The organism is Pseudomonas sp. CROZ-RG-20F-R04-15 (genome assembly GCF_022662375.1).
Lineage (GTDB): Bacteria > Pseudomonadota > Gammaproteobacteria > Pseudomonadales > Pseudomonadaceae > Aquipseudomonas.
In genome coordinates this window covers 69,390-94,141 of the sequence record NZ_JAKNQL010000008.1, presented here as the reverse complement: position 1 = coordinate 94,141, position 24,752 = coordinate 69,390, and the positions used below count along the sequence as shown (strand labels likewise).

Sequence of the window (24,752 nt, the reverse complement as noted above, 5' to 3'; positions counted from 1 at the left end):
GCGCCTGACCAGCGGTGATGGGGCAGCCTTGGGACACAGTGACCTCGGTAACGAGCGACGTTCAACAACAGCCACGTGCCGCTCAATAGGCAGTCGCCGGCCCGTCTTGGGTCAGCAAGTGCTGGAACTGATCGGCTGAAACGGCGTGGGAGATCAGGAAACCCTGAACCTGAGTGCAGTCGATTTTACGCAGCAGAGCAAGTTCTTGTGCGGTTTCTACGCCTTCGGCCACCACCGTCAAGCCCAATTGGCGACCGAGGCTGACAATGCTGGTCAGGGCTTGCGCCAGTTCGGCGTTGGCGTTGCAGCCTTGCACCAGCGCGCGGTCGATTTTCAGTTCGGTGAACGGTGCCGACACCAGGTTCATGTACGAGCTGTAGCCCTTGCCGAAATCGTCCTGCGACAGACCGAAACCTTTGATCCGCAAGCGGCACGCGCCGGCGTAGAAATTGCTGATGTCATCGGGCACCGAGCACTCCATCAACTCGAAACAGATTCGCGCGGGCAGGCCTTGATGGGCCAGCACAAAAGCGAGGATGCGATCAGGCAGGTCGTGGCTGTTGAGCAAGTGCGTGGGCAGATTGATCGAGACCGGAATGTCGTAGCCCTGTTTGCGCCAAGTGGCCTGGGCGGCGATCGCTTGTTTGAGTACGCACCAAAGCAGCGGCTCCTCGAGATCGAAAGCAATCAACGCCGGCAAGAACACCCCGGGCAGCAGCAGGTCATGCTCGGGATGATTCCAGCGTACCAATGCTTCGGCGGCAACGATCCGCCCATTGTTCAAGGCTTTTTTGGGTTGAAACCAGGCTTGCAGTTCACCGTTGTCGAGGGCATTCAGAATGCTCTGGCGATCGATGCCGGGGTGGGCCGCCGCCGGGACGCTCTGGCGCAGCGCCTGCAATTGATCGATCAGGCAACGCAGGGCGGCAGCGTTCACCGGTTTGGAAATCAGGCCGATGACTTTTACCTGCAGGTTGCTCGCCACCAGGCTCGCGCCCATCAACATGCGCCGGGAGGCAGCGCTCATGATCGCCAGTGCCGGGCGTGAGCGTTGGGCGGCGAGGCCCTGAATGAATTGCACACCGTCCATGCCCGGCATCAGCAGGTCGGTGAGCACCAGATCGAAGTCGCGTTGCTTCAGGCAGTCCAGTGCTTCTTCGCCGTCCCTGGCGCACGCCAGATCGAAGTCGCCCAACTCGCTGAACAGGTTCTGCAAGTACAGGTGCTGGAAGGGGTGATCTTCGACAATCAGAATGCTACAGGGCTTCATGGGCGACTCGTTTGTAAGGAGCCAGGACAGCGAACAAGGCTCGTAGCGTAAAAGGTTTGACCAGACAGTGATTCATGCCGGCAGCCAGGCACAGCGCATCTTCACCGCGCAGGGCATTGGCGGTGGCGCCGATGATCGGAGTGCTGCACCCGAGGCGCCGCAGGGCTTTGGCCAGTTCGTAGCCATTGAGGCGAGGCATGTTGACGTCGGTCAGGACGATGTCGAACGCAGCATCGCGCCAGTGTGACAAGGCCTCTTCGCCATCGCTGGCCAGCGCCACGGTGCAGCCTAGTTCTTCGAGCTGGTCGCGCAGGATCAGTTGATTGATGACGTTGTCTTCAGCCACCAGAATGTGCAGATGCAACGGGCGCAGCGCGTAGGGTTCACTGGCTTGCGGATGGTGGGCGATCTGGCCGCTCTGGGCCTGGCGAACGGCCCGTTGAATCGCCAGCAGGTCATTCAGATGGACCTGCCAGCCGTCGCCGCTGAAGTGCGGCTCGTGGGCGCCGTCACCGCTGGCCAGTACACGCGGCCCACGCCAGGGCAGGCTCGGGCGCTGTCCGATGGCTGCGGGATAAAGTTCCAGCAGCACAGCCGTCGCATCGGGCTCCCTGCCGTCAGGTGCGCCGATATGCGGGCGGGCGCCCCAACGCCGCAGCCAGCCGCTGATGCTGTCGGCCAGTTCGCGGATCGGTGAGACCACATAAACGATATCCGCTGCCAATGGTGGCGAAGCGGCGGCTGGTGCCTCGCAGGAACGTTGCTCCAGCGGCACGCTCAGGGAAAAACTGCTGCCCAGGCCCGGCTCGCTGACCATGCGCAGAGTGCCGTTCATCAAATGCGTCAGACGTTGGCAAATGGGCAGACCGAGGCCCGTGCCAGCGACCACATTGGTGTTGCCGGCGGTCTGGTAGAACGGTTCGAAAATGAACGCCTGATCGTCGTGGGCGATGCCTTTGCCGGTGTCCGAAACCTGCCATTGCAGGCACACGCGTTCGCCTTCGCGAGCGATCAGTCTGACCCGCAACACCACGCGCCCGGAATCGGTGAATTTGACCGCGTTGCTGAGCAGATTGTTGAGGATCTGTCGCACCCGGCTGACATCGCCGATCAAGCATTCAGGCAGTTGCGGGTCCAGACAGGCATAGAGTTGCAAACCTTTGCTTTGCGCGGCAGCGGCGTAACCCTGCACCACTTCGTGTACCAGATTCACAACGGAAAACTCGCTCAGTTCCAGTGCAAGTTGCCCGGCCTCGATCTTCGACACATCGAGCACGTCGCAAATCAACTGCAGCAACGTAGCCGATGATCCCTCGATTGCCCGCAGGTAACTTTTCTGCTGAGTGTCCAACTGCGTGCGCGCGAGCAATTCCAGGGTGCCCAGTACACCGTAGAGCGGGGTGCGGATTTCGTGGCTCATGGTCGCCAGAAACAAGGTCTTGGCTTCGTTGGCCGCATCGGCCGATTGGCGTGCCTGTTCCAGCGCTGCTTCGATCTGCCGTCGTGCGCTGATGTCACTGAATGCACAAAGCAACACGTCTTCGCCCTTGTAACGGGTGGGTGCGCAGCTCAGGTACAGGTGACGACCATCAGCGGTCTCGAAGTAGTCAGTCAGGCATGGCGTGTTGTCGTCAAACGCATCGCGGATCCAGTCAGCCCCCAGTTGCTCGCTGCACTGGCCCAGCCATTGCCGCGCGAGGGTGTTATCCAGCACCACTTGACCGTCACTGCGGCGCAACACACATAGCGCCACGGGCGCAGTCTGAATCACGTCGCGGCTGAACAGCTCGCTTTCCACCAGCGCCTGAATGCGCTGGATTGCCGGGGTGATGAAACGATGCTCCAGACGGCGGACCAACAGGCACACCAGGCTGATACTCAACACACAGAACAGCAGCGCGCCGAGCATTTGTGGCCACAGGGCGCGCAGTACCGCCAGCAAGTCGATGGAGTAAGTCAGCTGCCAGTCCGAGGATTTCAGTTGCTTGCGCAACACCAATTGCTCGGGCAGCCAGCCATTGCCGACGAAGCCGAAGAAATCCTGTTGTCGCAGCAATGGCAGGTTCTGTTCGGGCGGTGGTTTGTGGCTGTTGCTGAACAGCGGTTTGCCTTGTGAGTTGAACATGGTGAACTCGCCGGCGCTGTGGTCGTTCAAGGCGCTGGAGACTTCACGGTCGTCCATTTCCAGGCCGAGCCAGCCGGAGTGGACGTCGCGTTCATCCAGGCGAATGAAGATGTACAGCTGCGAGTGGCCGTCTGCGGCATGGGTCAGCCACAGTTCCGACAAGGTCGCTGTGAGCTTGAGCGCTTCCAACTGATCCAGCGTCGCCTGTGGCAAACCGGCGACCAGCGGTGTCGCGTTGTATAGCCGCAATACATGACCGCCGTTGCTGACATACAGCAGATTGAGCTGCTTGGCTGTCAGGTAATCGCGCATGCGCTGAGTCAGCCAGATGCTCCATTGCTTGCCCGGCGTTTGCCCCAGCAGCAGACGGATTTCCTCTTCGGACACCGGCTCGTTGATTTCGGCCTTGCGCGTGGCCGACAGGCTCAGGCTTTCCAGTAGCGCCTCACGGGTGGTGAAAAACGTATGCGCCTCGGCGATGGCGCTGCTCATGTAGCTGCGCCGCTGGGAAATCTCATTGTTGAAGGTAAACAGCAGGAAACTGTAGACGCCGCCGAGAATGCCCACCAGCAGCACCAGGGCAAAAATGCGCAGCAGGCGCCGCGCCGCATCGGGCGAGGACAGGAGCGGGCTGATCTGATGGAGGTAGTTCTTCAATCTCATCCCGGCACAGTAGGGGCGAGCGGGCGCCGGGAGAATCAGACGATCCTTAATAGCGTCACAGGTAATTGACGATGAAGGTCACTTCGGTATTGGCACTGCCGGCCTCGATACTCTCAGTGCCCAGACGGTAATACGCGGCCGAAAAGGGGATTTTGAAATTGAGCCCTGTGGTGGTGAAGCCGTTGAACGGGTAGGTGGTGTCGAAAGCGATGGGCTGGCCGAGTTCATTCATCACTTGCAAGCCGATGCCTTTGGCGGTGGAACTGGAATTGAGTGCAACGACACCTTTGGTTGCATCAAGGACCGGGGTGTTGGCCTTGAGTGAATAAGTGACTTTCTTGATCCCGGTCTGACATTGGTTCAATGCAATGTCGAATCGCACTTTGCGTGGCGTGGCGCCGGCTTCGCGGAATTCGTGTAGTTGATAATCGTCGCCCATCGCCACCGGCACCGAGGGGGTCTGGCAGGAGGCAGCGTTCAGCACGATAGGGTTCATCAGGTTAAGTTTCTTCAGGATCAGATCATCGTCCTGCAGGCTGCCCAGATACCCCGCGTCGATGTTGACTTTTGACGTCAGCTCGCCGGTCTTGATGATTTCCAGACGCACGAAGTTCGCGCCGAAGCCATAGGCGGAGCTGGCGGAGTTCGCGGCGATGGCTTGCAAAGCTGTTTCGTAACGGCTCAGGGCTTCGAGCCAGACGCGGTAGGACAGTCCGCTGTTGCCCAACGGAAAAATACTGTCCGTACCGGTGGCGGTGCCCAGTTTCGGATTCATCTGAATGCCATACATGGAAATCTTCGAGCAGCTCCAGCTATGGCCGGTTGACTGCACGGTGTCCTGATAGACAACGGTGCCATTGGGTGTGTCGGCAGCAATGGTCAGAGTCGAACTGGCGAGACTGGCGCCAAAGTTGAGGGTTTCAGTCTTTGAATTGCCTGCAACGCAGCTGCCGGCCATCACGTTCGAGGCGCAGGCAAACAAGGTGGCTGCGATACAGAACAGGAGCGGGCGCTGGACTTTGAAACGCTTCATGAAGAGGGTTTACGTAATTGGCCAAAGAGCGGCATACGTTAAACGCGGTGTATACCGATGGACATCAGGCGATTCTTAGAACACCCTCGCGCGAATCCGCAAACGCAACGATGTATTAGACTCACCTGAGCCTGAAAACCGTGCAGTTTGTGCGGCCCCCGGTTTACCAGAGAGGTCATATGGTCCGCTTGAGTATGGTCTTGCTCGGTCACGAGTTTGTGCGCAAGCGTTGGTCCGCGCTGGCGCTGACGGGCATCGCCTGGGGCGCGGCCGGTGTGGGCATCTTCATTGATGCGCTGGATGGCGTTTTGTATTTTCCGCTGCATCTCTTCGGCTATCTGTTGTTGCTCGAAGCGCTGATCCTGCTGCTGGTGCCGGCACCGCAAGCCGGGACCGCTGCGGCCCTGCGCAAAGCGCGCGGTCTGGCGTTTCTCTTGCTGGGGCTGCTGATCGTCGACCGGCAACACGCCGCCGGGCTGATTCTGGCGGTGCTGTTTGGCGGGGCTTTCATCATTGATGGGGTCTTCAGGCTGGCGGCGGCGGTGGTGGTGCGCTTTGTCGGCTGGCAAGTGTCGCTGCTGGCGGGGTTGTTCGAAATCGGCTTTGGCGTTTTTATCCTTGAGCCGTATCCGACACTGTACAAGGGCACGGTGCCGTTCTGCATCGGTATGAGCCTGTTTCTCTCGGGCTGCGCTTTGTTGCGGCAAGCGGTGCGCTTCAAGCACCAGCCGCCGCTGACAAGCCCTTTGTCGGTCAGTGCGCCGGCCAGCAGCGACGCGTTGGTCATTCATGTCTGGACCCCCAGCGGCACCGTCGATGACACCTTGGTGCGCAATCGCCTGCTCAATCGCTACATCGCGGCGGTCGACATCAACGGCGTGATCTCCGCCGGCCATGCGGCACTGGAATGTGGCCCGGACATTTACATCAGCCATTACCCGTTGGATGACATCGATCGTTCGGCAGGGGATTTCGTGCGCTTGCTGCGGGCGACGCCGAACAACGATGTCGCCGGCCGGTTTCTGCCCGACTATGCCGGTGAGGTGGCGGACTGGTGCCCGTCTTCGGTGCAGGTCAGTTTTGCCCACTACGACGCCCGGCGACTGCATGCGTTCTGGACGGAGTATCGGCAGAACAGCACGTACAACCTCACCAGCCGCAACTGCTCCAGTGCCGTCGCCCATAGCCTTGAAGCGGCCCTTGAAGGGGCGATGAACCGGGGGCATTCGAGCATGCTGGATTTTGCCCGGATCATCTTCAGCCCCGAGTTCTGGGTTGCCGCGCAAGTGCGCAAACGCGCCGAGGCGATGGCCTGGACGCCCGGTTTGGTGCTCGACTATGCGCGAGCGTTGCACGCTGCCATCGAACCGGCACCGCCGGGCTGGCACAGCATTTATGCGGTGAGCAAGCGTGCGTTTGGGTATGTGGCGACTGCCTTGCGCGGGCGTGAGGTGCATCCGGTGCAGCCGCCATCTGTTCATCCTTCCGACGAATCCTGATCAATCCTGTACCGAGTCGCGGCCTTCGCGAGCAGGCTCGCTCCCACAGGTTTTGTGTCGTTGCCAATATTGTTTGGCTGGGGCATGACCCTGTGGGAGCGAGCTTGCTCGCGAAAGCGTCCGCGTGGGCGCCGCAAAAACCAACTCCATTGGTCAACTAATTACCAAGCCTGCTAACTATTTCGTTGACATTCGCTGCCTAGGCAGTAACATCTCGACATACATTCACTGCCTAGGCAGTTATTAGGTGAGCAAATGAAGCATTTCACCCCGGACGAATTCAAACACTGCCATCTCGGCCTGTTGCTTGGCCGTGCTGCGCTGCTCAAGGACCGGATCATCGACACCCACATGGAACCCCACGGCATCACCGCCGCGCAGTTCAAGGTGTTGATCATCATGGCCCAGTACGGCGTCGATACCCCGGCCGAACTGTGCCGGCACCTGTCGCTGGACAGCGGTTCGATGACGCGCATGCTCGATCGTCTGGAGCAGAAAGGCTTTCTGGCTCGCCAGCGCAGCGAAGGCGATCGTCGTCAGGTGCAACTCAAGCTGACCGAGCAAGGCCAGCAACTGGCTGATCGCCTGCCGCACATCGGCGCCGATGCGATGAATGAACTGGCCGGCGCCGTCACTCCGGACGAGTTGAAGACCCTGGAATACATCCTCAAGAAAATCCTGCTGGCAGCCGGTGACCCGATCACCCTCCAGCGCTTAGGTGAACACAATGAGCGGTAAAACCTTGCGCAGCAGCCTGACCCTGGTGCTGTCGGCGATGATCCTCGCCGGTTGCGCCAACTACACCGGGCTCGACACGTCGGGCGCGAGCCTCGATGCGAAAAGCCTGAAAGTCGGTCAATCCCTCAATGGCGTGACCCTGTCGCCGGCCGCGTGGCCGAAAAGCGACTGGTGGACCAGCCTCGGCGATCCGCAACTCGACGGCTTGATCCGCGAAGCCCTGCACGACAGCCCGGACATGCAGATCGCCGAAGCCCGCGCCCATCAGGCCAGCGCCGCCGCGTATGCCGCCGATGCCGCGCGCTATCCGACCCTCGACGCCAGCGCCGGCATCAGCCGTTCGCGTCTGGCCAAGGATCAGGATCCGCGAGGGCAGGGCGATGCCTACGCCACCGTGCGGAACGTCAGCGCCGGCTTCAATTACAACTTCGACCTCTGGGGCGGTCAGCGTGATGCCTGGGAAGCCGCACTCGGTCAGGCCCGCGCCGCTGAAGTCGATCGTCAGGCTGCACAATTGACGCTTGCTGCCGATGTCGCTCGTGCCTACAGCGATCTCGGTCAGGCACACATCGTTTATGACCTGGCCAACGACGATCTCAAGCGCACCAAGCAGATGCTCGACCTGAGCCAGCGTCGCCTGAGCTCCGGGATCGACAGTCAGTACCAGTTCCAGCAAACGCAAAGTCTGGAAGCCAGTTCCGAAGCCAGCCTGATCGACGCAGAAAAGCGCCTGAACAGCGCCAAAATCGCCTTGGCCGTGCTGCTCGGCAAAGGCCCGGATCGCGGCAGCGAAATCGCCCGACCGAAAGTCCTGCAAGCCAGCGCTGTCGCGGTGCCGTCGGTGTTGCCTGCGGAACTGCTCGGTCGGCGCCCGGATCTGGTCGCCGCGCGCTGGCGTGTCGAAGCCGCGAGCAAGGATATCGACTCGGCGAAAACCCAGTTCTATCCCAACTTGAACCTCACGGCCTCGGCCGGTGCCGAATCTTTGTTGGGTGACGCGATGTTCGGTTCGGCCAGTCGCTTCTTCAACATTGCCCCGACCATTTCCGTGCCGATTTTCGACGGCGGACGCCTGCGCGCCAACCTCGATGCGCGCGACGCCGACTACGACCTGGCGGTGGCGCAGTACAACAAAAGTCTGGTGAAAGCACTGGGCGATGTCAGCGACACGATCAACCAGTTGCGAGACATCGGTCGGCAGATCGGTGCGCAGCAACACGCCACCGACATTGCTCAGGATTCTTACAACACCGTCGTCCAGCGTTACGGTTCCGGCATCGGCAACTACCTGGACGTGCTCAGCATCGAGCAGCAATTGCTGCAGGCCCAGCGTCAGTTGGCCAACCTCAATGCCGAGCAGATCGACCTGTCGATTCAACTGATGCAAGCGCTGGGCGGCGGCTTCCAGGGAGACACCCTGACCGCAGCCAACGCCGTCCCAGCCACGCCGCACAACTAATTCAAGGTAATTGTCATGGCCACTGCCGAAAACACCCAAGCTCAAGGCAACACCCCGGACACCGGCAACCCGCGCAAACGCAAAGTCATGCTGCTGGTGCTGGCCGTTGTCGTCCTGCTCGCCGGCGCCGGCGTCTGGGCGTATCACGAGTTTATCGGGCGCTTTAACGAAAGCACCGACGACGCCTACGTCAACGGCAACGTCGTTGAAATCACCCCGCTGGTGACCGGCACTGTGGTCAGCATTGGCGCTGACGATGGTGATCTGGTTCACGAAGGTCAGGTGCTGATCAACTTCGACCCGAACGACGCTGAAGTCGGTCTGCAAAGTGCCCAAGCGAAACTGGCGCGCACCGTGCGTCAGGTGCGCGGTTTGTATAGCAATGTTGATGGCATGAAAGCCCAGGTCAACGCGCAACAGGCCGAAGTGCAGAAAGCCCAGGACAACTACAACCGCCGGAAAAACCTAGCGCAGGGCGGGGCGATTTCCCAGGAAGAACTGTCCCACGCTCGCGACGACCTGACCTCGGCGCAAAACGCCTTGGCCAACGCCAAACAGCAACTGAAAACCACTAGCGCGCTGGTTGACGACACTGTGGTGTCGTCGCACCCGGACGTGATGTCCGCCGCTGCCGATCTGCGTCAGGCCTACCTGACCAACGCCCGCAGCACGTTGATCGCGCCGGTCACCGGTTACGTGGCCAAACGCACCGTTCAACTCGGTCAGCGTGTGCAGCCGGGTACCGCGTTGATGGCGGTGATTCCGTTGGATCAGTTGTGGATCGACGCCAACTTCAAGGAAACCCAGCTGCGTGACATGCGCATCGGTCAGCCGGTCGATATCGAATCCGACATCTACGGCAGCGACGTGAAATACAGCGGCACCGTCGACAGCCTCGGCGCCGGCACCGGCAGCGCGTTTGCTCTGCTACCGGCGCAGAACGCCACCGGTAACTGGATCAAGATCGTTCAGCGTGTGCCGGTGCGCATTCACATCAACGCCGAAGAACTGGCCAAGCACCCGCTGCGCGTTGGTCTGTCGACCAATGTTGAAGTGAACCTGCACGACCAGAGCGGCCCTGTGCTGGCGCAGCAACCACCGCAAAATGCCTCGTTCAGCACCAACGTCTACGACCGCCAACTGGCCGAAGCCGACGCGATGATTGCGCAACTGATCCACGACAACAGCGCCGCGGTCAGCAAAACCGCGCAACGCTGATCCCTCACCCTGTGGGAGCGAGCCTGCTCGCGAAAGCGGTGTGTCAGACAACTTCCATGTTGAATGTCAGTCAGCATTCGCGAGCAGGCTCGCTCCCACAAAGGGCCCGGCGCTAATCAGGTTTCATAGGATTCACAATGAGCAATAACGCCTCTTTCACGCCGCCCAGCCTGTTGCTCAGCACCATTGGCCTGTCGCTGGCGACGTTCATGCAAGTGCTCGACACCACCATCGCCAACGTGGCGCTGCCGACCATTTCCGGCAACCTCGGGGTGAGTTCGGAGCAGGGCACTTGGGTGATCACTTCGTTCGCCGTGAGCAACGCGATTGCGCTGCCGCTGACCGGTTGGCTCAGCCGCCGTTTCGGCGAGGTGAAGCTGTTTTTGTGGGCCACCATTCTGTTCGTGTTGGCCTCGTTTCTGTGCGGTATCTCGACGTCGATGCCGGAACTGATCGGCTTCCGCGTGCTGCAAGGTCTGGTCGCCGGGCCGCTGTATCCGATGACGCAAACCCTGTTGATCGCGGTCTATCCGCCGGCGAGGCGCGGCATGGCCCTGGCGTTACTGGCGATGGTCACGGTGGTCGCGCCGATTGCCGGGCCGATTCTCGGGGGCTGGATTACTGACAGTTACAGCTGGCCGTGGATTTTCTTCATCAACGTGCCGATCGGGATTTTTGCGGTGATGGTGGTGCGTTCGCAACTGGCCAAACGCCCGGTGGAAACCAGCCGTCAGCCGATGGATTACGTCGGGCTGATCACCCTGATCATCGGCGTCGGCGCGTTGCAGGTGATCCTCGACAAAGGCAATGACCTGGACTGGTTCGAGTCGAACTTCATCATCATCGGCGCGGCGATTTCGGTGATCGCGCTGGCGGTGTTCGTTATCTGGGAAATGACCGACCAGCATCCGGTGGTGAATCTGCGGCTGTTCGCCTACCGCAACTTCCGCATCGGCACGTTGGTGTTGGTACTGGGTTACGCCGGGTTCTTCGGTATCAACCTTATCCTGCCGCAGTGGTTGCAAACGCAGATGGGCTACACCGCGACCTGGGCCGGTCTGGCGGTGGCGCCGATCGGCATTCTGCCGGTGCTGCTGTCGCCGTTTGTCGGCAAGTACGCGAACAAGTTCGACCTGCGGTTACTGGCCGGGCTGGCGTTTCTGGCGATTGGTTTGAGCTGCTTTATGCGGGCCGGATTCACCAACGAGGTGGACTTCCAGCACATCGCGCTGGTGCAGTTGTTCATGGGTATTGGGGTGGCGCTGTTCTTTATGCCGACCTTGAGCATTCTGATGTCGGATCTGCCGCCGAGCCAGATTGCCGATGGTGCCGGTCTTGCGACTTTCCTGCGGACGTTGGGCGGTAGCTTTGCGGCTTCGTTGACTACGTGGATCTGGATTCGCCGGGCGGATCAGCATCATGCGTATATGAGTGAAAGTATCAGCACCTTTGAGCCGGCGACGCGCGAGACCTTGAATCATTTGGGCGGGGCGAGCCGGTCGGCTTATGCGCAGATGGATCAGATCCTCACCAGTCAGGCGTACATGCTCTCCACCGTGGATTACTTCACGTTGCTGGGGTGGGGGTTTATGGGGTTGATTCTGATTGTGTGGCTGGCGAAGCCGCCGTTTGCTGCGAAAGCAGGCCCAGCGGCTTCCGGGCACTGAGGTCAAAAGCCCCTCACCCTAACCCTCTCCCAGAGGGAGAGGGGACTGACCGTGGTGGATGTTCGAGGTACGCCGACCTGAGCCACCGAGTTGAACTCGGGTTAAGGGAAAGCATGATTTGAGATTGTGAGTCGAACTCAGGTTTTGAAAAGCACAGAAATCGGCTCCCTTTCCCCCTCGCCCCCCTGGGGGAGAGGGCTGGGGTGAGGGGGTAAAGCTTTTAGCCGTGCGGCAAAGCCAGCGGCGGGGCGAAGTCGAACGGCGCCAGCGCGTACCCGCTCTCATCCACCTGCAACGCCCAACCCTGACGATCCCAATCCCCCAGCACAATCCGCTTCGCCGCCTGCTCACCGAGCTGCAACTTGTGGATCGCCGGGCGATGAGTGTGTCCGTGAATCAACGTCTTCACGCCATATTCCTGCATGATCCGCGGAATCTCTTCCGGCGTGACATCGACAATGTCATTGGCCTTCATCCGCGTCTGCGCCTTGCTCTCGCTGCGCAGTTTGCGCGCCAGTTTGTGGCGGCTGCTCAACGGCAGATTACGCAGGATAAACAGCGTGATCGGGTTACGCAGATAACGCCGCAGCTTCATGTAGCCGACATCGCGGGTGCACAGGCTGTCGCCGTGCATCAACAGCACCGGCTCGCCATAGAATTGCACGACACTCGGGTCCTTCAACAACGTACAGCCGGCCTGCTTGCAGAAGGCCTTGCCGAGCATGAAGTCGCGATTGCCGTGCATCAGAAAAATCGCCGTGCCGCTGTCGCTCAATTCGCGCAGGGCCTGGCAGATGGAACGCTGGAAGGGCGTCATGGCGTCGTCGCCAATCCACGCTTCGAAGAAGTCGCCGAGAATGTACAACGCACTCGCCGAGCGGGCGCGTCCGGCGAGCAAATCCAGAAACGCCCGGGTAATGTCCGGGCGCTCCTCTTCCAGATGCAAGTCTGAAATCAGCAATATCACGCTTCGATGATCTCGGCTTTCTCGATGATCACGTCGTCTGCTGGTACGTCCTGGTGGCCGGACTTGGAAGTGGTCGAAACACCTTTGATCTTGTCGACAACGTCGGTGCCGGCGGTCACTTTACCGAATACCGCGTAGCCCCAACCCTGCACGTTCTTGCCACTGTGGTTGAGGAAGGTGTTGTCGGCAACGTTGATGAAGAACTGCGCGGACGCCGAATGCGGCTCCATGGTGCGGGCCATGGCAACGGTGTATTTCTCGTTGGAAAGACCGTTGTCAGCTTCGTTCTGGATGCTTGGGCGCTTGTCTTTCTTTTCTTTCATGCCTGGCTCGAAACCACCGCCCTGGATCATGAAGTTGCCGATGACACGGTGGAAAACGGTGTTTTCGTAGTGACCGGCTTTGACGTACTCGATGAAGTTGGCGACGGTGATCGGCGCCTTTTCAGCGTTCAGTTCGATGACGATGTCGCCATGATTGGTGGTCAATTTAACTTGAGTCATGATCGCTACTCTTTAGAGGAATTCGTGGTTTTGGGACATCGAGCCCCAAAACCGGTTCAGCCAGCGTGGGCCAAGGTGCGCAGTTTAGCGTGACAGGCGCGAATTTCGAGGCTGTTTTTCAATTCCCGGCGATTAAATGCACTCCTTTATAGGCCGTGCTCTGTCAGCCCCTTGACAGCATCGGCTATGATAGCGGCTTTGTTTTGTCTGGCCCCCTCTGCGGCCGCGCACATGTAAGTCAAGGATCCTATGAGCAAGCCCACTGTCGACCCTACCTCGAATGCCAAGTCCGGCCCTGCCGTGCCGGTCAATTTCCTGCGGCCGATCATCCAGGCAGACCTGGACTCGGGCAAGCACACGCAGATCGTCACCCGTTTCCCGCCTGAGCCCAACGGCTACCTGCACATCGGCCACGCCAAGTCGATCTGCGTGAACTTCGGCCTGGCCCAGGAGTTCGGCGGCGTCACGCACCTGCGTTTCGACGACACCAACCCGGCCAAGGAAGACCAGGAATACATCGACGCGATCGAGAGCGACGTCAAATGGCTGGGCTTCGAATGGTCCGGCGAAGTGCGCTACGCCTCGCAGTATTTCGACCAGTTGCACGATTGGGCCGTTGAGCTGATCAAGGCCGGCAAAGCCTACGTTGACGACCTGACCCCGGAGCAAGCCAAGGAGTACCGTGGCAGCCTGACCGAGCCGGGCAAGAACAGCCCGTTCCGCGACCGTTCGGTTGAAGAGAACCTCGACTGGTTTGCCCGCATGCGCGCCGGTGAATTCCCGGACGGCGCCCGCGTGCTGCGTGCGAAGATCGACATGGCTTCGCCGAACATGAACCTGCGCGACCCGATCATGTATCGCATCCGCCACGCGCATCACCACCAGACCGGTGACAAGTGGTGCATCTACCCGAACTACGACTTCACCCACGGTCAGTCGGACGCCATCGAAGGCATCACCCACTCGATCTGCACCCTCGAGTTCGAAAGCCATCGTCCGCTGTACGAGTGGTTCCTCGACGCTCTGCCAGTGCCGGCGCACCCGCGTCAGTACGAGTTCAGCCGTCTGAACCTCAACTACACCATCACCAGCAAGCGCAAGCTCAAGCAACTGGTCGATGAAAAGCACGTCAATGGCTGGGACGATCCGCGCATGTCCACGCTGTCGGGCTTCCGCCGCCGTGGCTACACGCCAAAATCGATCCGTAACTTCTGCGAGATGATCGGCACCAACCGTTCCGACGGCGTGGTCGACTTCGGCATGCTCGAATTCAGCATCCGTGACGACCTCGATCACACCGCGCCACGCGCCATGTGCGTACTGCGTCCGCTGAAAGTCGTCATCACCAACTACCCGGAAGGCCAGGTCGAGAACCTCGAACTGCCGCGCCACCCGAAAGAAGACATGGGCGTGCGCGCGCTGCCGTTCGCTCGGGAAATCTACATCGACCGTGACGACTTCATGGAAGAACCGCCAAAAGGCTACAAGCGCCTGGAACCGGCCGGTGAAGTGCGTCTGCGCGGCAGCTACGTGATCCGTGCCGACGAAGCGATCAAGGACGCCGACGGCAACATCGTCGAGTTGCGTTGCTCGTACGACCCGGAAACCCTGGGCAAGAACCCTGAAGGCCGCAAGGTAAAAGGCGTGATCCACTGGGTACCGGCTGCGGCCAGCGTCGAGTGCGAAGTGCGTCTGTACGATCGCCTGTTCCGTTCGGCCAACCCTGAGAAGGCTGAAGACAGCGCGAGTTTCCTCGACAACATCAACCCTGATTCGCTGCAAGTACTGACCGGTTGTCGTGCTGAGCCATCGCTTGGCAATGCACAGCCGGAAGACCGTTTCCAGTTCGAGCGCGAAGGCTACTTCGTCGCCGATTTGAAGGACTCGAAACCAGGTCAGCCGGTATTCAACCGTACCGTGACCCTGCGTGATTCGTGGGGCCAGTGATTCAGCGTCAAGGGAAATAACGTGCTAACGATCTACAACACGCTCACCAAGAGCAAAGAAGTCTTCAAGCCGCTCGATGGCAACAAGGTGCGCATGTACGTCTGCGGGATGACCGTGTACGACTACTGCCACCTTGGCCACGGCCGCAGCATGGTCGCGTTCGACCTGGTGACCCGCTGGTTGCGGTTCAGCGGTTACGACCTGACCTACGTGCGCAACATCACTGACATCGACGACAAGATCATCAACCGCGCCAACGAGAACGGTGAATCGTTCGAAGCGTTGACCGAGCGCATGATCGCCGCGATGCACGAAGACGAAGCGCGCCTGAACATCAAGAAGCCGGACATGGAGCCGCGCGCCACGGATCACATTCCGGGCATGCACGCGATGATCCAGACCTTGATCGACAAGGGTTACGCCTACGCCCCGGGCAATGGCGACGTGTACTACCGCGTCGCCAAATTCATGGGCTACGGCAAACTGTCGCGCAAGAAGATCGAAGACCTGCGCATCGGCGCGCGCATCGAAGTCGACGAGTCGAAACAGGACCCGCTCGACTTCGTGCTGTGGAAAGCCGCCAAGCCGGGCGAACCGAGCTGGGAATCGCCATGGGGCGCCGGGCGTCCGGGCTGGCACATCGAGTGCTCGGTGATGTCCACCTGCTGCCTCGGCGAGACCTTCGACATTCATGGCGGCGGCAGCGACCTTGAGTTCCCGCACCACGAAAACGAAATCGCCCAGAGCGAAGCGGCCACCGGCAAGACCTACGCCAACGCGTGGATGCATTGCGGCATGATTCGCATCAATGGCGAGAAGATGTCCAAGTCCTTGAACAACTTCTTCACCATTCGCGACGTGCTGGAAAAGTATCACCCGGAAGTCGTGCGTTACCTGCTGGTGTCGAGTCACTACCGCAGCGCGATCAACTACTCGGAAGACAACCTCAAGGACGCCAAGGGCGCACTCGAGCGTTTCTACCACGCGTTGAAAGGCCTGCCGACTGTGGCGCCGGCTGGCGGCGAAGCGTTTGTCGAGCGTTTCACCACGGTGATGAACGACGACTTCGGTACGCCGGAAGCCTGCGCTGTGTTGTTTGAGATGGTGCGTGAGATCAACCGTCTGCGTGAGAGCGATCTTGATGCGGCGGCAGGTCTGGCGGCACGTCTGAAAGAGCTGGCGAGCGTGTTGGGTGTGTTGCAGTTGGAGGCGGATGACTTCCTGCAGGCAGGCGCTGAAGGGCGTGTTGATGCGGCTGAGGTTGATGCACTGATTGCGGCGCGTCTGGCAGCACGGGCCGGGAAGGATTGGGCTGAGTCGGATCGGATTCGTGATCAGCTGACGGCGATGGGTGTTGTGCTGGAAGACGGCAAGGGTGGGACTACCTGGCGTCTGGCTGACTGATTGCTGTGTTTGGCTTCAAAACAAAACCCGCCTGGTGCGGGTTTTTGTTTGGCCGCGAGAAAAGCCCCTCCCCCTAACCCTCTCCCAGAGGGAGAGGGGACCGATTGGGGGATGCTCAAGAAATACGCCGACCTGAGCGATTTTTGCCGAATCCATAATCAACTCGTTTTTTCAGGTCGCTGCATTACGTCAGACACCTCGGTCTGATCCCTCTCCCCCCGGGAGAGGGCTGGGGTGAGGGTTGCTTTTGACGTTCGCGTAGGTCTTGATGTCGGCAACGCGTTCAGCCGGATGCTGAGCGGTGACGATCATGTAAGGGAAACACCATGGCCAATCACTACCGCGAACTGCTGACGACCCCCGGTGCCACCGGGCTAGTGCTCGCGAGTTCCATCGCACGCTTGCCGCAGGCAATGATCGGCATCGGCATCATCACCATGCTGGTTGAGCAAACCGGAGTTTACTGGCTGGCCGGCGCCGTCGCCGGGACGTTCACCCTGACCAATGCACTGCTCGGCCCGCACATCTCGCGACTGGTCGATCAACATGGCCAGAGTCGCGTACTGCCCGTCGTCACCGCGTTCAGCATTGCCATGCTGCTGGCGCTGATCACCGCCGTCTACTTGCGCGCACCTGTAACACTGCTGTTTGTTCTGGCGGCATTGGCGGGGACGATGCCGAGCATGCCGTCGATGATCCGCGCGCGATGGACGCAGTTGTTCCGGGGCAAACCGCAGTTACACACGGCGTTCTCGCTGGACACGGTCCTCACCGAAATGGCCTACATCGTCGGCCCGCCATTGGCGATCGGTTTGAGCGTGAGTTTTTTTGCCGAGGCCGGGCCGCTTGTTGCGGTCGGGCTGCTGGCGGTCGGGGTCACGGCGTTTCTGCTACAACGCCAGACTGAGCCGAAGGTTGTCGTCGGCCACGCCAGCCATGGCGGCTCAACCCTGCTGATTCCCGGTGTACGCACCATTGTTCTGGCGCTGTTGGCGATGGGAGTCATTGGCGGAGCCATCGATGTCGCCGTCGTGGCGTTCGCCAATGCGCAGGGTTGGCCAGCATCCGCAACCTTCATCCTCGCCGCCTATGCGTTCGGTTCACTGGTGGCGGGCCTGACCTTCGGTGCAATGAGGGTTTCCCTGGCGATTGAAAAACAATTCCTGATCGGGATATTGGTCACGGCGTTCACCGGCGTGTTGCCGATTTTTGCCGCGGACGTTTATGTCCTGTCAGCGACGCTGTTTATCGCCGGGATTTCGTTTGCGCCGACGATGGTCGTGGTGATGAAGCTGGGGACGATCATCATCCCGCCGTCGAGGATTACTGAAGGGCTGACGTGGATGACCACCGGTATCAGCATTGGCGTTGCGCTGGGCGGCATGCTGGCGGGGCTGGTCATTGATGCTTGGGGTGCACGGGCCGGGTTCGGTGTGGCCATTGGTGCGGGGATCATGATGGTGGTTGTTGTGCTGGTGGGGTTGCGCACATTGGCGGCGGCTTCGGTTGCGCATGTTGAGCCGGAATTTTCGCCCTCACCCTAGCCCTCTCCCCCAGGAGAGGGGACTGAATGGGGGATGCTCAATAGATACGCCGACCTGAACGTGCTGCTTTGAATCCATAATCGACTGGTTTTTTCAGGTCAATGTACAACGTCAGACACCTCGGTCGGCTCCCTCTCCCTTCGGGAGAGGGGCTGATTGGGGGATGTTCACGAGATACGCCGACCTGAACGTGCTGCTTTGAATCCATAATCGACTGGTTTTTTCAGGTCGATGTCCAGCGCCAGACACCGCGGTCGGCTCCCTCTCCTGGGGGAGAGGGCTGGGGTGAGGGGAAGGGCGGTTCACTCAACCCTCAATCTGCCGCAACCGCTTGTAAAGCGTATTCCGACTCACCCCCAACCGCCGAGCCAAATGCGAAATATTCCCCCCGGAAGCCTTCAACTCTCGGTTCAACGCCTCAACATCATTCAAATCAACCCCCAACGGCACCGCGCTCTCCACCGGCTCCATCTCCAGATCAACAAAAAAATCATCCGGCAAGTGCTCCAGCCGCACCGGCTGCTCCTCAGCCATCGCCAGCGCCACCTGCATCACACTGCTGACTTGCCGTAAATTCCCCGGCCACGGATGACGGCTGAACAGTTCCAGCACCTCCGGGCTCAACCCCGCCCACTGCGTCGGCTCACGATGCTGTTCCCACAACCGTTTAAACAACGCCTCCTTATCACTGCGCTCCCGCAGCGGCGGCAGCTCCAGCGTCAGTCCACCAATGCGGTAATACAAATCCTCACGAAACCGCCCCAATTGCACTTGTTCGCGTAAAGATCGGTTAGTCGCCGAGATAATCCGCAAATCCACCGGGAACAACTCGCTGCTGCCCACCGGCTGCACGCAGCGCTCCTGCAACACCCGCAACAACCGCGCCTGCGTCGGCAACGGCATATCGCCAATCTCATCAAGGAACAACGTGCCTTTGTCCGCCTTGCGAATCAGGCCGATGCTGCCTTTCTGGTTGGCGCCGGTGAACGCGCCTTTCTCGTAACCGAATAACTCGGACTCGACCAGTTCGGCGGGGATCGCCGCGCAGTTGACGGCGATAAACGCCTGTTTGCTGCGAGAGCTGGCCTGATGCAGAGCTTTGACGAAGACCTCTTTGCCGACGCCGGTTTCGCCATGGATCAGCAGCGGAATGTCTTTCTCCAGCAAACGCTCAGCCTGTCGCACGGCTTTTTCCACGCGGCTGTCGCCGAAGTGCAGGGTGTTGAGGCTGATGGCGGTGGGCGTGGCGGTTTTCGGTTCAGCGGCAAACACGCGCGGCTGAATCGACGCCTGCTTCGGCCGCTTCAACAAACACTGAAAACGGTTACGCCCGGAGGTTTGCAAGGCAAACGGCAAGCCATCCGGCTGATTGATCAATTCCAGCAACGACACGTTGAACAGGCTCTCGACACTGACCCGTGACAAGCGCACACCCAGCAGATTGTCGGCGCGACGATTGGCCGACAGCACTTGACCGCTCTCATCGAAGATCAACAACCCGGCCCACTGACTGTCGAGGTTGTTCAACCCGGTGTTGAAGGTCAGTTGAAAATGCTGACCATGGAACAGGTTGAGGATCAGCCGGTTCTCCACGGTCTGGCTCATCATCTTGACCATGCCCAGGGTGTGCGAGGGCGGCAGATAGCTGTCGCTGGACACATCGAGCACGGCGATGACCTTGCGCTCGGCATCGAAAATCGGCGCGGCGGAACCAGTCATGAAGCGGTTGGCCTTGAGAAAGTGTTCATCGTGTTCGATGTGCACCGCTTGTTCACACGCCAGCGCCGTGCCGATCGCATTGGTGCCGCTGGTGCGCTCGACCCAGCTCGCCCCGGCCTGAAAACCCCGCGCCAGATTCGGCTCGATAAAGCGTTGCGTGCCCCACGAGGTCAGCACCTGGCCCTGATTGTCGGCGAGCATGATCAGGCAGTTGGAATTGCTGAGGATGTTTTCGTAATAGGGCAGGACTTCCTGGTGCGTGGTCTGCACCAGTGAGTGATGGCTGTCGAGCAGGTGGGCGATGCCGGCGGCAGGCAATTGATCGAAGGCCGGCGTGCTTTGGTGGTCGAGACCGAACGCGCGGCAACGTTGCCAGGAAGTCTGGACGATCGCGTCGTGGGACAGCGGCGGGGCAGGTGCGGCCATGGCAGTGGGCCTCTGATGCAGCGATTTTTATTATTGTTATGAACCCGAATCCTGAGCACCACACAGATCAACTGTGGGAGCGAGCTTGCTCGCGAAAGCGGTCTATCAGACACAATTGCATCGACTGACACACCGCTTTCGCGAGCAGGCTCGCTCCCACAGGGGATCTCTATCGCATGCAAGATCGGGGAAAAAGCGCTTATAGAGTGTTGTTCACTATTGTTCATTGTCAATCGCCCACTTGTTCAAATGTGTTCAGCAATGAACGCTCATTCCCCGCGCTTTCAGCGATTTTCACGACAAATCAACCACTTGCCATTTCTGGCACGAAACTCGCTCCCGTGCACAGGTCGCTTGACTCCAATAATAAAAAGGCCGAGCCATGTCACTCACCCTGGAGCACGTCAGCCGTACCGTCGAGGGCCAGACCTGGATCGACGATGCGTGCCTGAAATTCGAACCCGGTTCGTTCAACGTTTTGCTCGGCCGCACCCTGTCCGGCAAAACCAGCCTCATGCGCTTAATGGCCGGGCTCGATAGGCCTGACAGCGGCCGCATCCTGATGAACGGCGTCGACGTCACCCAACGCCCGGTGCGTCTGCGCAACGTGTCGATGGTTTATCAGCAGTTCATCAATTACCCGACCATGACCGTGTTCGAGAACATTGCCTCGCCACTGCGTCAGGCTGGGATCTCGAAAGAAATCATTCAGAGCAAGGTGCAAGAAACCGCGAAGATGCTGCGCATCGAGAAGTTTCTGCAGCGCTATCCGCTGGAACTGTCCGGCGGTCAACAGCAGCGCACTGCCATGGCCCGCGCATTGGTCAAAGACGCCGAGCTGATCCTGTTCGATGAACCGCTGGTCAACCTCGACTACAAACTGCGCGAAGAGCTGCGCCAGGAAATGCGCGAGCTGTTCAAGGCGCGCCACACCATTGCCATTTACGCCACCACCGAACCCAACGAAGCGCTGGCACTCGGCGGCACCACGACCATTCTTCACGAGGGCCGGGTGATTCAGAGCGGCCCGTCGACCTCGGTGTATCACCAGCCACAAACCGTGCTCGCTGCCGAATTGTTCTCCGAACCACCGATCAACCTGATGCCCGGGCGTATTGCCGGTAACGAAGTCAGTTTCGCCAATTTTGTGCACTTCCCGTTAAACGTCGATCTGCGCCCGGTGGGCGAGGGCGAGTTCCGCTTCGGCGTGCGCCCCAGCCACATCTCGCTGGTGCCGAGTAACGATGACGATCTCGAACTGGCAGTCACCGTCGAAGTCGCCGAGATCAGCGGTTCGGAAACCTTCCTGCACGTGCGCAACGAGCATTTCCTGCTGGTGCTGCACCTGCCCGGCGTTCACGAATACGACGTCGATGCGCCGATCCGCATTTACATCCCGACCCACAAACTGTTTGTTTTCGATGCGCAGGGCCGTCTGGTGCAAGCACCGGGCCGGCGTGTCGCGAGGGTTGCCTGATGGCCGAAATCCGTTTGCAGCACCTCGCCCACAGCTACAGCAAAACCCCAAGCGGCGCGGAGGATTACGCGATCCGCGAGATGGATCACGTCTGGGAGCAGGGCGGCGCCTATGCCTTGCTCGGGCCGTCCGGTTGCGGCAAGTCAACGTTGCTCAACATCATTTCCGGCCTGCTCAGCCCCTCGCAGGGGCACGTTTTGTTCGACGGCAAAGCGGTCAACGTCCTGACGCCGGAGAAGCGCAACATCGCTCAGGTTTTCCAGTTTCCGGTGGTCTACGACACCATGACCGTGTTCGATAACCTGGCTTTCCCCCTGAGAAACCAGGGCATGGCCGAGGCGAAAGTGCACAGCAAGGTGCAGGAGATTGCCGAAGTCCTCGACCTGCAAAACCTCCTGAGCAAAAAGGCGCGCAACCTCACCGCCGACGAAAAACAGAAAGTCTCCATGGGCCGTGGACTGGTGCGTGACGACGTCTCGGCGATCCTCTTCGATGAACCGCTGACGGTGATCGACCCGCACCTGAAGTGGAAACTGCGGCGCAAGCTCAAGCAGATCCACGAGCAGTTCAACATCACCATGGTCTACGTCACCCACGATCAACTGGAAGCCTCGACTTTCGCCGACAAGATTGCGGTGATGTACGGCGGCCAGATCGTCCAGTTCGGCACGCCACGGGAATTGTTCGAGCGGCCGAGCCACACCTTTGTCGGCTATTTCATCGGCAGCCCCGGGATGAACCTGATCGACGTGCAGCCGCAGCCCGGTGGCGTCGGTTTCGCCTCGACGCACCTGCCGTTGTCCGACGCCATGCAGCGCCATATCGAGCACGGTCAGTGGAAAAATCTGAAGGTCGGCATCCGCCCCGAATTTATTCATGTGTGGGACGAGCCGTTTGATGACGCCATGCAGGCCAGGGTCGTACACGTCGAAGACCTCGGCACCTACAAGATCATGACCCTCGACCTCGACGGCGCACCGCTGAAAGTGCGTCTGGCTGAAGACAAACCGGTACCACAGGGCACGGCGTACATCAGTTTTCCGGCGCAGTGGCTGATGGTCTATGCCGATGAGTTTCTGCTCGAAGCCGACGATGAGGTGCAGCCATGAACAAGGTGCAGAACAACAAGGCCTGGTGGCTGGTGTTGCCGGTGTTTCTGCTGGTGGCATTTAGCGCGGTGATCCCGATGATGACCGTGGTCAACTATTCGGTGCAGGACATCTTCGACCAGTCCAGCCGCTACTTCGTCGGTGCTGACTGGTACAAGCAGGTTTTGCTTGATCCGCGTTTGCATGACTCCTTGCTGCGCCAGTTCATCTACTCGGCCTGCGTGTTGTTGATTGAAATCCCGCTGGGTATTGCCGTTGCGCTGACCATGCCGACCAAGGGTCGCTGGTCGTCGGTGGTGCTGATCATTCTGGCGATTCCGCTGCTGATTCCGTGGAACGTGGTTGGCACGATCTGGCAGATTTTCGGCCGTGCCGACATCGGTCTGCTCGGTTCCAGCCTCAACGCGATGGGCATCAGCTACAACTACGCGGCCAACACCATGGACGCCTGGGTGACGGTGTTGGTGATGGACGTCTGGCACTGGACTTCACTGGTGGCGCTGCTGTGTTTTTCCGGTTTGCGCGCGATTCCCGACGTGTATTACCAGGCTGCGCGGATTGACCGCGCCTCGGCCTGGGCAGTGTTCCGGCACATCCAATTGCCCAAGCTGAAGAGCGTGCTGCTGATCGCGGTGATGCTGCGCTTCATGGACAGTTTCATGATCTACACCGAGCCGTTTGTGCTCACCGGCGGCGGGCCGGGTAATGCCACGACCTTCCTGAGTCAGACGCTGACCCAGATGGCCGTAGGGCAATTCGACCTCGGTCCGGCAGCGGCGTTTTCGCTGGTGTACTTCCTGATCATTCTGTTGGTGTCCTGGCTGTTCTACACCGCCATGACGCACTCCGACGCCAACCGCTGAGGCCCGGCCATGAGCAAAAGAAAGCTTATTCCGTTGCTGGTATACATCCTGTTCCTGCTGGTGCCGATCTACTGGCTGCTGAACATGTCGTTCAAGAGCAACACCGAAATCCTCGGCGGGCTGACGTTGTTTCCGCAGGATTTCACCTGGCACAACTACAAAGTGATCTTCACCGATCCGAGCTGGTACACCGGTTATCTCAACTCGCTGTATTACGTGAGCCTGAACACGGTGATCTCGCTGAGCGTGGCATTGCCAGCGGCCTATGCGTTTTCGCGTTATCGCTTCCTTGGTGACAAGCATTTGTTCTTCTGGCTGCTGACCAACCGCATGGCGCCGCCGGCGGTGTTTTTGCTGCCGTTCTTTCAGTTGTATTCGTCGATCGGTCTGTTCGATACGCACATCGCCGTGGCTTTGGCGCACTGCCTGTTCAACGTGCCATTGGCGGTGTGGATTCTTGAGGGCTTCATGTCCGGCGTGCCCAAGGAAATCGACGAAACCGCCTACATCGACGGCTACAGTTTTCCCAAGTTCTTCGTGAAGATTTTCATCCCGCTGATTGGCTCCGGCATCGGCGTCACGGCGTTTTTCTGCTTCATGTTTTCTTGGGTCGAACTGCTGCTCGCGCGTACGTTGACCTCGGTCAATGCCAAACCGATTGCGGCGGTGATGACACGCACGGTTTCCGCTTCGGGCATCGACTGGGGCGTGCTGGCAGCGGCGGGGGTGTTGACCATTCTGCCGGGCATGCTGGTGATCTGGTTTGTTCGCAACCACGTGGCCAAGGGCTTTGCCCTCGGTCGGGTCTGAGGAGCTGATGATGGAATGGATGAGCTGGACCACCCCGACCGCGGGGTTCTTCATCGCCATTGGTCTGCTGCTGGTGGGCATGACCACTTGGGAATTGCGCTCGCCGAGCATCCTGCGGCGAGGTTTTCTGCCGATTGCCACCACCCGTGGCGATCGTTTGTTTATCGGTCTTCTCGGCAGCGCCTACCTGCATTTGCTGGTCATCGGCGCCACCGACTGGAGCATCTGGGTGGCGTCCGCGTTGTCCCTGGTGTGGCTGTTGGCTGTGATGCGTTGGGGCTAGTCGAGTCGTTCGGCAACGCGGCTCCACA

At 59.8% G+C, this 24,752-nt stretch carries 19 protein-coding genes; 13 read left to right on the top strand and 6 right to left on the bottom strand.

What is annotated here, in order from left to right; all coding sequences use genetic code 11:
- Positions 1-82: 82 nt before the first annotated feature.
- The 3 genes from L8H52_RS14030 to L8H52_RS14020 are packed head-to-tail and all read right to left on the bottom strand — an operon-like array spanning position 83 to position 5,091.
- The gene (locus L8H52_RS14030) at positions 83-1,270 is read right to left on the bottom strand and encodes an EAL domain-containing protein (RefSeq protein ID WP_242207603.1); all 1,188 of its coding nucleotides are present in this window, start codon (positions 1,268-1,270) and stop codon (positions 83-85) included.
- A complete protein-coding gene (locus tag L8H52_RS14025; protein ID WP_242207604.1) occupies positions 1,257-4,058 on the bottom strand; it encodes an ATP-binding protein in 2,802 nt (933 codons plus the stop codon). The genes L8H52_RS14030 and L8H52_RS14025 overlap by 14 nt, the downstream gene beginning before the upstream one ends.
- A gap of 55 nt (positions 4,059-4,113) precedes the next feature.
- On the bottom strand, positions 4,114-5,091 hold the full coding sequence (locus tag L8H52_RS14020) for a fimbrial protein (RefSeq protein WP_242207605.1): 978 nt from the start codon (positions 5,089-5,091) through the stop codon (positions 4,114-4,116).
- Between the two features lie 179 nt (positions 5,092-5,270).
- On the opposite strand from L8H52_RS14020, the gene L8H52_RS14015 reads away from it, so the two are divergent.
- The 5 genes from L8H52_RS14015 (at position 5,271) to L8H52_RS13995 (ending at position 11,672) form a co-directional block, all read left to right on the top strand.
- Complete coding sequence (locus tag L8H52_RS14015; protein WP_242207606.1) at positions 5,271-6,590, top strand: DUF308 domain-containing protein; 1,320 nt, start codon at positions 5,271-5,273, stop codon at positions 6,588-6,590.
- 255 nt (positions 6,591-6,845) lie between these two features.
- Positions 6,846-7,328 (top strand): MarR family transcriptional regulator, encoded by a 483-nt coding sequence (locus L8H52_RS14010; protein ID WP_242207607.1) that lies wholly within the window; start codon positions 6,846-6,848, stop codon positions 7,326-7,328.
- Positions 7,318-8,787 carry an efflux transporter outer membrane subunit gene (locus tag L8H52_RS14005; protein WP_242207608.1) on the top strand — a complete coding sequence of 490 codons (1,470 nt, stop codon included), beginning with the start codon at positions 7,318-7,320 and terminating at the stop codon, positions 8,785-8,787. Before L8H52_RS14010 ends, L8H52_RS14005 begins: the two co-directional genes overlap by 11 nt.
- A 15-nt stretch (positions 8,788-8,802) precedes the next feature.
- Positions 8,803-10,005, top strand: a complete 1,203-nt coding sequence (locus L8H52_RS14000; RefSeq protein WP_242207609.1) for an HlyD family efflux transporter periplasmic adaptor subunit — start codon at positions 8,803-8,805, stop codon at positions 10,003-10,005.
- A gap of 137 nt (positions 10,006-10,142) precedes the next feature.
- Positions 10,143-11,672, top strand: a complete 1,530-nt coding sequence (locus tag L8H52_RS13995; RefSeq protein WP_242207610.1) for a DHA2 family efflux MFS transporter permease subunit — start codon at positions 10,143-10,145, stop codon at positions 11,670-11,672.
- A gap of 220 nt (positions 11,673-11,892) precedes the next feature.
- Here L8H52_RS13995 and lpxH read toward each other — a convergent pair whose 3' ends face one another.
- Together lpxH and L8H52_RS13985 are read right to left on the bottom strand one after the other, a co-directional pair.
- Complete coding sequence (lpxH, locus tag L8H52_RS13990) at positions 11,893-12,639, bottom strand: UDP-2,3-diacylglucosamine diphosphatase (protein ID WP_034154735.1); 747 nt, start codon at positions 12,637-12,639, stop codon at positions 11,893-11,895.
- Entirely contained in the window at positions 12,636-13,142 is a 507-nt protein-coding gene (locus tag L8H52_RS13985) for a peptidylprolyl isomerase (protein WP_242207611.1), read from the bottom strand. Before L8H52_RS13985 ends, lpxH begins: the two co-directional genes overlap by 4 nt.
- A 249-nt stretch (positions 13,143-13,391) precedes the next feature.
- On the opposite strand from L8H52_RS13985, the gene L8H52_RS13980 reads away from it, so the two are divergent.
- The 3 genes from L8H52_RS13980 to L8H52_RS13970 all read left to right on the top strand — a co-directional run bounded on the left by L8H52_RS13980 (position 13,392) and on the right by L8H52_RS13970 (position 18,037).
- Positions 13,392-15,089: a glutamine--tRNA ligase/YqeY domain fusion protein gene (locus L8H52_RS13980; protein ID WP_034154737.1), complete on the top strand. Its 1,698-nt coding sequence runs from the start codon at positions 13,392-13,394 to the stop codon at positions 15,087-15,089.
- A gap of 21 nt (positions 15,090-15,110) precedes the next feature.
- Positions 15,111-16,493 (top strand): cysteine--tRNA ligase, encoded by a 1,383-nt coding sequence (cysS, locus tag L8H52_RS13975; RefSeq protein WP_016986558.1) that lies wholly within the window; start codon positions 15,111-15,113, stop codon positions 16,491-16,493.
- A gap of 326 nt (positions 16,494-16,819) precedes the next feature.
- Positions 16,820-18,037 (top strand): MFS transporter, encoded by a 1,218-nt coding sequence (locus L8H52_RS13970; RefSeq protein ID WP_242207612.1) that lies wholly within the window; start codon positions 16,820-16,822, stop codon positions 18,035-18,037.
- A gap of 306 nt (positions 18,038-18,343) precedes the next feature.
- Here L8H52_RS13970 and L8H52_RS13965 read toward each other — a convergent pair whose 3' ends face one another.
- Positions 18,344-20,182, bottom strand: a complete 1,839-nt coding sequence (locus L8H52_RS13965) for a sigma-54-dependent Fis family transcriptional regulator (protein ID WP_242207613.1) — start codon at positions 20,180-20,182, stop codon at positions 18,344-18,346.
- A gap of 382 nt (positions 20,183-20,564) precedes the next feature.
- On the opposite strand from L8H52_RS13965, the gene L8H52_RS13960 reads away from it, so the two are divergent.
- From L8H52_RS13960 to L8H52_RS13940, 5 genes are read left to right on the top strand one after another with little or no spacing between them, the layout of a single operon-like run.
- Entirely contained in the window at positions 20,565-21,659 is a 1,095-nt protein-coding gene (locus L8H52_RS13960) for an ABC transporter ATP-binding protein (protein ID WP_242207614.1), read from the top strand.
- The gene (locus L8H52_RS13955) at positions 21,659-22,768 is read left to right on the top strand and encodes an ABC transporter ATP-binding protein (protein ID WP_242207615.1); all 1,110 of its coding nucleotides are present in this window, start codon (positions 21,659-21,661) and stop codon (positions 22,766-22,768) included. Before L8H52_RS13960 ends, L8H52_RS13955 begins: the two co-directional genes overlap by 1 nt.
- On the top strand, positions 22,765-23,631 hold the full coding sequence (locus tag L8H52_RS13950; RefSeq protein ID WP_007912484.1) for a sugar ABC transporter permease: 867 nt from the start codon (positions 22,765-22,767) through the stop codon (positions 23,629-23,631). The genes L8H52_RS13955 and L8H52_RS13950 overlap by 4 nt, the downstream gene beginning before the upstream one ends.
- 9 nt (positions 23,632-23,640) lie before the next feature.
- The gene (locus L8H52_RS13945) at positions 23,641-24,441 is read left to right on the top strand and encodes a carbohydrate ABC transporter permease (protein ID WP_027614646.1); all 801 of its coding nucleotides are present in this window, start codon (positions 23,641-23,643) and stop codon (positions 24,439-24,441) included.
- A gap of 10 nt (positions 24,442-24,451) precedes the next feature.
- Positions 24,452-24,724, top strand: a complete 273-nt coding sequence (locus tag L8H52_RS13940) for a DUF2160 domain-containing protein (RefSeq protein ID WP_103305295.1) — start codon at positions 24,452-24,454, stop codon at positions 24,722-24,724.
- Positions 24,725-24,752 lie beyond the last annotated feature (28 nt).